The organism is Paenibacillus amylolyticus (assembly GCF_001570725.1).
Taxonomy (GTDB): Bacteria; Bacillota; Bacilli; order Paenibacillales; family Paenibacillaceae; genus Paenibacillus; species Paenibacillus amylolyticus_A.
This window is the reverse complement of record NZ_BCNV01000003.1, coordinates 103,302-114,719: the sequence shown is the minus strand read 5'-3', so window position 1 is coordinate 114,719 and position 11,418 is coordinate 103,302. Positions and strand designations below refer to the sequence as shown.

General features: G+C 37.4%; 9 protein-coding genes. 3 read left to right on the top strand and 6 right to left on the bottom strand.

Annotated features, from left to right (window positions below; genetic code table 11):
• Positions 1-434 precede the first annotated feature (434 nt).
• The 4 genes from PAHA3_RS18765 to PAHA3_RS18750 form a co-directional block, all read right to left on the bottom strand.
• Positions 435-1,511, bottom strand: coding sequence for a glycosyltransferase (locus tag PAHA3_RS18765; RefSeq protein ID WP_062836273.1), 1,077 nt, complete (start codon positions 1,509-1,511; stop codon positions 435-437).
• Positions 1,512-1,739: 228 nt separating this feature from the next.
• Positions 1,740-2,522: a hypothetical protein gene (locus PAHA3_RS18760; RefSeq protein ID WP_062836272.1), complete on the bottom strand. Its 783-nt coding sequence runs from the start codon at positions 2,520-2,522 to the stop codon at positions 1,740-1,742.
• Between the two features lie 36 nt (positions 2,523-2,558).
• Entirely contained in the window at positions 2,559-2,834 is a 276-nt protein-coding gene (locus PAHA3_RS18755; protein ID WP_062836271.1) for a hypothetical protein, read from the bottom strand.
• 219 nt (positions 2,835-3,053) lie between these two features.
• Positions 3,054-4,214, bottom strand: a complete 1,161-nt coding sequence (locus PAHA3_RS18750) for a hypothetical protein (protein ID WP_062836270.1) — start codon at positions 4,212-4,214, stop codon at positions 3,054-3,056.
• Between the two features lie 840 nt (positions 4,215-5,054).
• Here PAHA3_RS18750 and PAHA3_RS29935 point away from each other — a divergent pair.
• Positions 5,055-5,477: a restriction endonuclease PLD domain-containing protein gene (locus PAHA3_RS29935; RefSeq protein WP_082762894.1), complete on the top strand. Its 423-nt coding sequence runs from the start codon at positions 5,055-5,057 to the stop codon at positions 5,475-5,477.
• Between the two features lie 228 nt (positions 5,478-5,705).
• Here the strand turns inward: PAHA3_RS29935 and PAHA3_RS18745 are convergent, their stop codons facing one another.
• Positions 5,706-6,317, bottom strand: coding sequence for a hypothetical protein (locus PAHA3_RS18745; protein WP_062836269.1), 612 nt, complete (start codon positions 6,315-6,317; stop codon positions 5,706-5,708).
• Between the two features lie 746 nt (positions 6,318-7,063).
• On the opposite strand from PAHA3_RS18745, the gene PAHA3_RS18735 reads away from it, so the two are divergent.
• Together PAHA3_RS18735 and PAHA3_RS18730 are read left to right on the top strand one after the other, a co-directional pair.
• Positions 7,064-8,206: a DNA cytosine methyltransferase gene (locus tag PAHA3_RS18735; RefSeq protein WP_062836267.1), complete on the top strand. Its 1,143-nt coding sequence runs from the start codon at positions 7,064-7,066 to the stop codon at positions 8,204-8,206.
• Positions 8,207-8,230: 24 nt separating this feature from the next.
• The gene (locus tag PAHA3_RS18730) at positions 8,231-9,487 is read left to right on the top strand and encodes a DNA cytosine methyltransferase (RefSeq protein ID WP_062836266.1); all 1,257 of its coding nucleotides are present in this window, start codon (positions 8,231-8,233) and stop codon (positions 9,485-9,487) included.
• 86 nt (positions 9,488-9,573) lie between these two features.
• Here PAHA3_RS18730 and PAHA3_RS18725 read toward each other — a convergent pair whose 3' ends face one another.
• On the bottom strand, positions 9,574-11,415 hold the full coding sequence (locus tag PAHA3_RS18725) for a DUF2357 domain-containing protein (protein WP_062836265.1): 1,842 nt from the start codon (positions 11,413-11,415) through the stop codon (positions 9,574-9,576).
• Positions 11,416-11,418: the final 3 nt, after the last annotated feature.

Here is an 11,418-nt window from a genome sequence, read left to right as displayed (position 1 = left end):
ATAATAAATGATTAGCAGGATGATCCATAGCCGCCGCCAACTGAAAATGCACATCCACACCCACAGCTTGCTGCTTGGGCGATTGCGGCGGACTCCAATTTGCGAAACGTCGGTTTTTTGTAATTAGTCATGTTCTCACCTCCTCTCATAACAACTATCTGTAAGCGCTTGCAATACAAGAACTAAAAATGTTACAGAGGAAGTAGCAAGAGAAAAACCAGAAAAGAAGAAATGGAATGAAGACTTGTCTTACACATTGTTTGCACTTTAAGTCTAGTTGAGAAATAAGGAAAGGAAGCGTAAGAGGTAAATCTATGGAGTGTAATTCAAGGTATTTTACAAGGTGTATTTAATTACATAAATTTGAATTTTTTTCTAGAATACTGCTATTCAATTATTAAGTCAACTGTTTTTTTGAATATTTTGTGAACAGTTTATTCGTGCTGTACTTCTCTTTGCATTGCGATATCCAACAACGCTTGTTCATAGTGCTCCGCTATGCTCTGAACAGCATATTTTTTCACTGACTCTCTGCATGCTTCTGGTGATGGAAAAGGTTGTCCATTGTCCATTACATGTTCCAAAATAGATGCCAGTTGCTCCACATTATCCGGTTCGTAGAGCCATCCATTATTATCTCTCACAATCTCTCTTGGACCATATTTGCAATCGCTAGAGATTACAGGAATACCTCTCGCAAGTGCTTCAATCAATACCAATCCAAACGGTTCTGTATCGGACGCCAAGAGTACAGATGTTACGCCGTTCACCCTATCCCACGGCTCATGCTGCCAACCATGCCATACGATGCGGTCTTGTATTCCCAATTGATAGGACTGTTCCAGCAACGGCTCGTATTCTTCACCGTCTCCTATAATATGCAGTTCAAAGTTTTTCCTCTGCAGCGACGACAAAGCCTTCATGATGTGGTCCACGTTCTTCACCTTGGCCAGTCTGCCAACATACAAGAATACAGGATGAGACGGTCTCGCCACATAAGTTACGTTATCGAACTTCACAGGATTATAGACCAATAAGTTTCGTTTTTCAGGAAAAACACAGTGTAAATCCTTCAAGTTTCCTTCACTAATTGACAGATGTCCATCGGCGGCCCGTAAATCCTCAAAGAATCTATAATACATATCCAGATTAAAGTGTAGCCAACTTACGATAGGTACGCGTACATTTAATCGCTCGACAGCCATCGATGCCGCTTTGACTCCAGTGGGCCCTGTGGATACGATAATATCCATTGGCAGCAGATCTTTCATTACATTGGCCAAGGCAGCCGAGTAGATATTTAACAGAACATTCCGCGGGATAAAATCACTTAGTTTTTGAGACAAAGCTATGGTATTGATGCCCTCTTCCCAGGTACTATCTTCCGATTTCCCCTTCAGGATCACCATTACATTATGCCTTTTTTTGAGCTCGTGGTAGATTAACGAAAGAGCTGTTTCCATTCCACCTCGACCACTGAGCAAAATATCCACTACAAATATGATGTTCAATACCGGATGCCCCCTTGCGTTTTCAACGTTTTGACAAGGATGATTAGTTCCATTTAATAACATTTTCAACCATATCCTAGCACTTCTCCGCTTTAAAGTAAATTATTTCCTTTAAGGCCTGCAATCTCATCCTCAATCCTGTCTCACACTCAAAAGCTCTCACTCTAATCTCCGAACCAATCAAAGGCGGTACAGAACGATTCTGTACCGCCTTTTTGTCTCATTATACTACTCAAGAGTTGTCCATATATCCAAAGCCATCAAACGGACAGCTTCCTGCTCATGGTTTCGATATACTCTTAAACGGTCCGTACAGTCCTCATTCCATAATAATCCCTCACCGGCGATCTTCAACAGACATAACCCTACACCGAAAGCGGCCATGTGAGGCCGGGTATTCAACTGATCCACCATCTGAAGGAGGTCCTCCCGCTTCCAGTACCCTTTGCTTGCATTCACGATACGACTGACCTTCCGTTTCACAAAATCCAATACATACGGCTGTCTGTTCACCATATCAATGACAGGCTCCAAGCCGTCTATCGCCAGGTCCGCCTTGCTCCAGTCTGTCATAGCCAGATGCAACCGGACTACCGCTAGCTTCATGGTTTCATCAGATTTGAGACAGGTAATAATGCCTGCATACAAAGGAACAAGCATCCTCCTTTCCGGCAGAGACAACGAGGTTACCTTGTCGATCAATGCGAGCAAACGCTGCCGCTCTGGCAGATCTCGCTCATTCCCCGCATTCCATTCGTCTACCGTTTCTGTGGCAGCCAGTTGTCTGCAAACCTCGATCACCTGTTCGTCTGTTTTGCCTTCCGAGCAAGCCGCAATAAGGGTGTCCAACGCTGCCTTCCATCGGGTACTATCCTGGAAATCAAGCAGTGTACTACTGGCACAAGTGGCGATTACTTCTTCATTCCCGTTCAACCACGAGATCATGGAGCGAAAAGCTTCTCTGGCTACAATCGGATCTGCATGGCCTGCGATCCCTGTAATCCATCGCAAATACCGTGGACTCGATTTCAGCGGAAGTTCACTGGGCTACTGGTTCAACAAGCTTCGGGCAATATCCCGCTCCGAAGAGGAAGCCATCGTACTCATCATGGTCCAGCTTCGCTCATCATCCAGACATTGCCTTGCCGCATGTCCAATGGCGATAATGACGTCTTTGTGAGTATTTGGCTTCTCGTATTCCCGAACAAGGAAGGTCATGCTGTCATTGCTTGTATAAGCACCGAGCAGCCGGATGGCCTCTTTTCTGACCGTAATCTTCAGTTTCTCCCGATTTAGCAACTCCGAAAGCATCGACGTTAGCAAAACCGGGCTCACCCTGCGCGCGCATCTAGGGATTGAATACATGGCGACACGAGCGCGGTCTCCGGCCAGATTGTCCAGTAGAACAGGAAGAGCCTTCTCTGGTTCTTCACCTATGGTATAAAAGCAACCTTGTCTTCGACTGTATACAAAAAAAATGACTCACAGGTCCATGAACGGCCCATGAGTCATCTCTATTCATTCAAGATGGTGCGATTCCATTTAGTTGTTCCAGTATTGCTTGGCAATCTTCTGACCCTGATCAATCTTCGCCCATTGCTGAGCTTCGCTTAATTCGTTACCGCCATCGCAGGATGCAAAGCCGCATTGGTGAGACAGCAGCAACCGATCCTTATCAATAATTTTGGATGCTTCGTCCAGCAAACGGACAACGCGTGCTTCATCATCGAGTGTGCTCGTTTTGGATGAAAGCAACCCTAATACAATTTCCGTTTCAGGTCTGTCCTTGAACACTTCCAGGGCTTCGATCGAACCCGCGCGGTCATCATCCCACTCCAGGAAGAAACGGTCATATTTCAATTGCTTCAGGAAAAGATTAGCGATTTTCACATACGATCCACCGCCCATGTTGCGGGAATCATAGTTGCCGCGGCAGTTATGTGTCCACATTTTCAAGCCCAGGCTATGTCCGAAGTCAATCACGGTATTGTTAATATCAATAAATTCGGTTGCGAGACCTGATACTTCATCTTGATTAATGTGCTCCCCTGTAAACGGAGAGTTCGGGTTGTCGTCTGCAAACAGCTCCCACAAGCAATCATCGAATTGCAGAATATTGCCGCCCACAGCAGCGAATTCCTCTACAAATTCCTTATACGCAATCACAAGACCCTCTTTGAGCTCCTGTTTGTTCTGATATATAGAATCCGTACCGCCAATGTTATCCGACCAGGAAAGTTCACCGAAGATATGAGATGGAGACGGCACACAAAGTTTCGTTTGTTGCTCACCAGCCGTGTCTTGCAGTTGTTTGAACAATTGAATGAAATGATGATTCTTTCCGCTCAATTTGTCAGTGATGCGCAGTCCAATATCTTTGCGTGTTTCATATTTCGACGTTCCATCCACATCTCTGAAAAAATAGCCGTGATCCGCGATATAACGCTTCACTCCGCCAAATCCCCATACAAAGTCCAGATGCCACATCGATTTGGAGAATTCGCCATCGGTAACCACGGACAAGTTATGTTCGATTTCCTTTGCCACAACTTGTTTGATAGCCTCCGTCTCACACTTCTCATATCCTTCGTAGTTTTCATAGAACGGATATTGGATATCATCGTTATGCTCAATTTGTGTTTTATATTTCAGCAGCTCATCCGGCCGCAATAAACTTCCTACGATCTGGAACTTATCAGTCATGTAAAAAACCCCCTCGTTGTATGCAATTATCATATCACGCCGAGGGCAGTTAGAAGAGATACTTAAAAACCATAACTGGTTATAGTTAAAAGCTATATCAAGATATTAACATTGTTACTGACTGCTCCCTGTATTCTGACAAACATTCATTTTCATACCCTAGACCTTTATGATGTAAGATGGAATCAAAGAGCAACCCTTGGTTTGCTGATTGGTGCGCTACTCTCTCACAAACACAATTAGACTGCCACACTGTACAAAGGTTACGGTCACCTTCCTACTGTATATACCAACTTATCCAATCTCGCAAAAGTCTGTTACCTATAAAAAGATTTCTTGATTTGTAAATAACAATGTTTGGATACCATCTAGGTCTAAAGAAATAATTATTGTTTCCTTACGTGCCTACTTACTTTGAATAGTTTAGGCTGTAAATGTAGCAAAACCAAGAACATCACACTTGATCATTGTTGGATATTGTGGCAATATTAGTATTACGAATTAACTAGGTAAATTGGACTATTGTTAGAAAGACAGATAAAATTTAATACTAAATGTCTACCTAATATTTAGCAAGAAAGGAGATTAAACAGCCTTCCATTTTATAACAATATCACAACGAATTTGAGCCGAACTAATTACAAAAAAAAATATTTGGAGCGCAAGGCTATATCCTAGTATAGGAACAATTCGATAGTGAAGAATTTTAATGCTAGATCAAACGATTTTGGACCAGTAGCACTTTTAGAGCTGTAATGGTATTTCAGGTACTTGTTTGTTTTTCATATGCTACACCTTGATTAAACATCAAATACATAATAATAGAAAGGAAATGGGATTATGCCAGACTTAGAATTATACAGTGTGAGAGATGGTATAGTACAACAGCAAGCAGGATTAAATTGGGGGTTTTCAGATGGACATGTGTGTTTGCCCGATGCCTACATTGCATTAACCAATCGTTTTTTCAAAACTCATCCTACTTTTTTCCCTTCTCATGGTAGCACTATTATAACAACGTGGGATGATGGTATAATTATAGAATGTTCCCTTGAAGGTACTCAAAATATTTCAGGAAGAACCTATCCGAAACAAATTTCTTCAGCCAGAGACAAATCAGCCCTCGGTTGTTATTTAAGAGGCAGAATTGGTGTATCTAATACCACTAGAATTACTATGAACGATTTAAACAATTATGGTAGAAATACTGTATCAGTGTCACACTCAGGAGGAAATAATTACAATTTTGATTTTAGTGTTTAGTATTAATTCATATTGTAAGTTCTGACCTAAGCTTTTGAATACCAAACCAGTATGCTAACATTTTGATGTGAGAGAGTTCTAATCATCCACACACAAAATCACAAATTACACAAGATGGAAACTTTAGAGTAAGTGTCCTTCTTGTGTAATTTTGTCTCCTAGAAATATAAAACGGGAGATTTTGAGATGGACATAAAGTTTTACGTAAAAAGAAGTCCCTGTAGGGATTTACCCTTCCCCCTTTTGCAACATATTTTCAATTAAACCCCAATTGTTATAATAACTAGTACAATCATACTCTCCTTCTCTATCATCAATCCACTTGCCTTGTATTAAGTTAACATAGAAATGATAATTACCATTAGAATCTGTTGATTTATGGCCTACCCAATTGTTGATTTCATTTTCATTCATAATTAGTGTGTACAATTCCCCTCTAAAATCCTTAACTACTAAAAAAAACAAATCATACTGCTCAAGTTGGTCTCTGTGAATTGTGAACCATCCTGAGGGGTATCCCTCTTTTTCTCTGAAGGATTTTGAAGCCCGAATCATAATCTTCTCAATAATTGATACTCCGTTTGAGATCGTTAATTTCCCGATTGCACGATTACCATTTGTAAACCTAAGTTTAGTGTTTCTGTTAATCAATTGGCCCTTAATATAATCTCGAACACTATTGATAGACATTCTCTCAGTTTTATCGTTAGGAGTATCAAGCACTTTATGTGTTTTTTTCATTTTCTCATTCAAATTAAACACTGCCTGTTTTAATGTATCGATCTCATTTTTCATAGAATCAATCTCAGAAAGTACTTTTAATTCAAATTCCGAATGCACTTACATTCACCTCCAAGCAATAATAAACAATAATAAACTTGAATACAAACATTCTAATTTGAAATTGTATATCATTTTACTGTGTTAATAACCTCAAAAGTATTTAACTTAATTTTTGGGGGAGCTAAGGGTCAGTGAAACTTAAGGAAATAAGCTATTTAGCCGGGTATTTGTAAAGTCCGATCTTAAAAACACTATAAGAATTTTTCTCAATACTTGTACCAAGTAAAATAAGCCATTGTAATTTGTAACCCTTTATTAGCCTTGCTAGCTATCTCTACTTTAACAAATAAACATTTTCATAGCATCTATATAAGTTGAATTAAAAATCAGAAAACGATGTTAAAGATTTCGTGGCTACTTGTCGAAGTAATATAGACCATAACTTCAGACAGGCAGGGGAATATATTGGACCATAGAGAATCCTTTCAAGAGATCGAAAACGCGATGAAACAAGAGAAAAAACGCCGGATGTATGAACGCTACCAAACCCTATATTTATATCTACAAGGAACAGATATTGAACAGATTTCCCATACCATCAATCGAAGTGCGAAAATGGTCAAAGGAAAATTGATATACTATTAAGTTTCCGGAAAGTCAATATTGCCATAAATTCCAGTTTGAATTACGATGTTAGTTTTTGACGAAAAATGCTACAATACATATTTAAGGCTTGCGAATATCACATCTATTAACTAAAATCATATATACAACCAAACAGACGTTCTATAAGGAGATAAATAATGAATAACAAGACTTTAGCCAGTAATTTAAATGTTCTTGATTTGTTTTGTGGCTGTGGTGGACTATCACAAGGATTTATCCAAGCAGGTTACAATGTAATATTAGGCGTTGATTTTGACGAAGCGGCATTACAAACGTTTAAATATAACCACAATGAAACACAAGCAATAAAGGCAGATCTCTCAACAGATGAAGCTTTTTTAGATATAGAAAAAAACATAGGTTCCAAAAATGTAGATATCATTATCGCTGGTCCTCCCTGCCAAGGATTCTCTCTGACTGGCTCCAGAGATATCAATGATTCTAGAAATTCTCTCTATCTTGCTGTAGTTAAAGCAGTTAAAAGATATAGACCTAAAGCCTTTTTAATCGAAAATGTCCCAGGTATGGCAACTCTATATAATGGAAAAGTAAAAGAACAAATAATAAATACGTTCCAAGACCTTGGTTACAATGTTACAGTTACTGATAGGCCTCTACTGGCAGCTGATTATGGAGTCCCACAAATGAGAAAAAGAATGTTTTTTGTCGGTTTTCAAAAAGATTTAGGTAATTTCGAAATTCCAAATCCTACCAACACCCCTGAAACTTACGTAACATGTGAACAAGCGATTTCTGACTTACCAAGTCTTGAAGATGAGTTAGGAAAAGAAAACGATTATTATCCTGTAGATCCACAAAGTGATTATCAAAAAATGATGAGAATTAATGCTGATACACTCTATAACCATACTGCAACAAAACATACTGAATATGTTAAGTCGGTTATTAGTCAAGTACCTGAAGGAGGTAATTATAAAGACCTCCCTCCAGGAGTCGGGGAAAGCAGAAAGTTTAATGAAGCATGGACAAGATATCATAGTAAAAGACCATCACGTACTATTGATACAGGACATAGAAATCATTTTCACTATAAATACAACAGAGTTCCTACTATTCGAGAAAATGCTAGACTTCAATCTTTTCCTGACGATTTTGTGTTCTTGGGCACAAAAACTCAACAAAATAGACAAGTAGGTAATGCTGTGCCTCCACTACTTACTTATAATTTAGCTAAGCAGATATTAAACCAATTGCAATCCTCAGAAAAAAAGAATAATTTGGCGCCTCAAGAATATCAAGTTTCTACGAGTTTCGAATAATAATTGAAGTACAGGAGATCATATATGGAAAATAATAAACCAAAAAAAATAAACACCTTAGAATTGTTTGTTGGCTGTGGAGGTTTACTTGACGGATTTGAACAAAGTGGCATGTATGAGACTATAGCAAGTGTAGAGTGGGCTAAGCAAGCTTGCACAACTTTAATTAATCGTTTGAGTAAAAAATATAAATATGAGAACGCACAAAGTAAGGTTCTGCACTTCGATATACAAAGAACTCATGAATTAATAAATGGTTGGAAAGATGATGAAAAGTTTGGTACAAATAAAGGTTTAAATTGGGTGATCGGTGATCGGGAGATTGATTTAATTATAGGAGGACCTCCTTGTCAAGCTTACTCTATGGCCGGCAGAATTCAGGACAAAGATGGTATGAGATATGATTACAGGAACTATCTATTTGAAAGTTATTTAAAAATGGTGAAAATTTACAAGCCTAAAATGATTGTATTTGAAAATGTAGAGGGTATGTTATCGGCTAGTCCAGATGGAGTAAATATCGTTGATAAAATAAAACAAGGATTCAATGATCATGGATTTGATATTATTGATGATATCCGGGGAAACGCCTTAATAGATCTATCTGAATATGGGATTCCCCAAAAAAGGAAGAGAGTTATTTTAGTAGGATTGAGCAGGGACCACTTTAGTGATGAAAATCGTAATCAAAGTTTACTTTTAGAATTTTACAATAACACACTTGCAAAATACAAATCTTCCACAATAGCTACAGTTTACGATGCAATTCACGACCTGCCTTCGTTCTATCCTATTAAAGAAGAAGATTCGACGAAGAAATTAAAATTTTCACATACTCCCACCGCATCTTCTTTTAGTGGTCATACTCCGAGATTTCACAATAAACGAGATATTGAAATTTTCCGTACGCTAGCTGAGGATATTAAATCAGGGAATTCTAGGTACCTTAGTGCTGTTTCACTAAAACAACTATATACAGAAATGACTGGGAAAAATTCCAACGTACATAAATATTTTGTACTGCGTTGGGACCAACCAAGTAATACAATCCCTGCTCATTTAAAGAAGGACGGTTTGAGACACATACATCCTGATCCTGATCAAGCAAGATCCATTACTGTTCGTGAAGCAGCTAGATTACAAACCTTCGATGATGATTTTGAATTTTTAGGTAGCATGGTTCAAAATTATGAGATGATTGGAAATGCCGTTCCACCGAAATTTGCAAAACTTTTGGCTACAGCAGTCAATGAACTACTTCAATACACCAAGTTGGTATAATTTCAACTTGGTGTTTTCTTTTAACATGATGTTTTGAATCATAAATTATTAAATTGTTATCGTAACTATTTCACATTTTTTCTTTTTTAACATTTCTGATTTGTTTCTATTTCATCTATTATTTTTTCAATAAAACATTTAATTCTCTCTAAATCAATATCATTATCTGTTCTTAAGGGAAATGCTCCCACACTAGGAATAGCCCTGTTATGGAATTGAAAATAAAGTGATTCTTCCGTTCCCGGATACAAAACATATGCTCCAGATGAGCCTCGAATAGCATCTTTATAAGCGTGCATTTTTATAATATCTTCATTTTTGCTAATCAATTTATTATTGGATTCAAAAAAATCAATTCGATATTTCGCATCAAAATGAATGAAGGTTTCAACTGATCCTTCCTTGTTATCAAGGACAAGTTTGATTGAACAATCAGGTTTCAAAGCAAGAGAGTATGACATTTCCGACTTATAACTATGCTTTTGAAACTCCTTGTTATAGAATAATGTTGCGGTCACAACTTTATCTTCGTAGTTCTTTTTGAATACTACTTTACTTTCTCTACCTTTTTTTAAATTTATGCTGAATAAATCTTTTTCAACTTTAATAATAGTATTTTCCTTTTCAGCTCCAAATATATCTATACATATTTTTCTCAATTTAATAAAACACCATATTTCATATAGCTCGTAAATTGGTCTAACATCAGCTAAGGTTTGCTCAAGGACCATGCTAGGATGCCATGCAAGCTTTAATCCTAGCTGTAGCCTAAGATCATATTGTAGTATCTGACGATATCCTTTTCGCTTTTGAAGAACCTGGGAATTCGAAGGGATATGATTTAATTGTTGAATTTGATTCCATATTGGTTCTGATAAATATTGATGTATAATATTGAGCCATCCATCCAGTTCTTTTAAGTTTGAATTAAAAACAATCTCATTAGTCTTCTCTTTACTAGCTTTTCCTTGTAATTGTATGAACAGCTTCTTACACAAACTCTCAACTTCAGTCAAAAAGTGTTTGATATATCTATTTTCAGGTGTATCAACAGTTTCGTATTTATTGGTTTCAAACATTTTAATTGGCGTATAACCATTAAATAACGAAGCTAATACTCCCCCCTTATTAAAAGGTAAAGTTGTTCCTTGAGAGGCCATCTTGTGTATATTGGGCTGCTTTACAAGTGAAATGTCAACAATTTCATTCTCATTCACAATTTTTGAGTGCATATTATTCAGTACAGTACTCAAAGCTAAAGGCAATTCATCTGCATTAAATAAGCTTCTTAGATGGAACATCATGATTAAATAATCTGCTTCCCTCTCATTTTGAACATCTAAATTTAACCCAGTTAAATTTCCCATCTGCAGTAAAATCTCAGTGGATTCTTTTGCAATATCGGTCAATAACAATTGGAAATCTTCTTGGTAATTAATTTTCGATGAAGCAACTTCGCAAAAAAGATTTTCCCGCTCTCCCAGAGACAAATCTAAGATACCTACTTGGTTTTTAGTTTGAAGAGAACCAGTTATAATTATAAATTTTTGGTTATCTCTGATATCTTCCTTCCATGTTTTTATGGGACTAACCTTAAAATTGCTTGATAACCTCAAATTGGTAAAAGGAAATCCGTTAAGATAATCAATTAACTTTGCTTCTAATTCGAATGTAAATGGAATCGTAACGGAAATAAAATAATTAGTATTTTCCCTTAATTGTATTGGGTAATAGACACCTTCTTTATCTAATCTAATACCAATTGCAGGGGAATATCCAATAGACTTATCATCTTTTTCAGTTATTGCATTATAGACATAGTCTAAAGGGACAGAAACCCTTTCTCCTTCCTTACCATTTAAAAAATCTATTTCCAATTCATAGAAAGAGTTAGGCCATTTAATTAAGAGTCGTTTAATATTTATCATTTT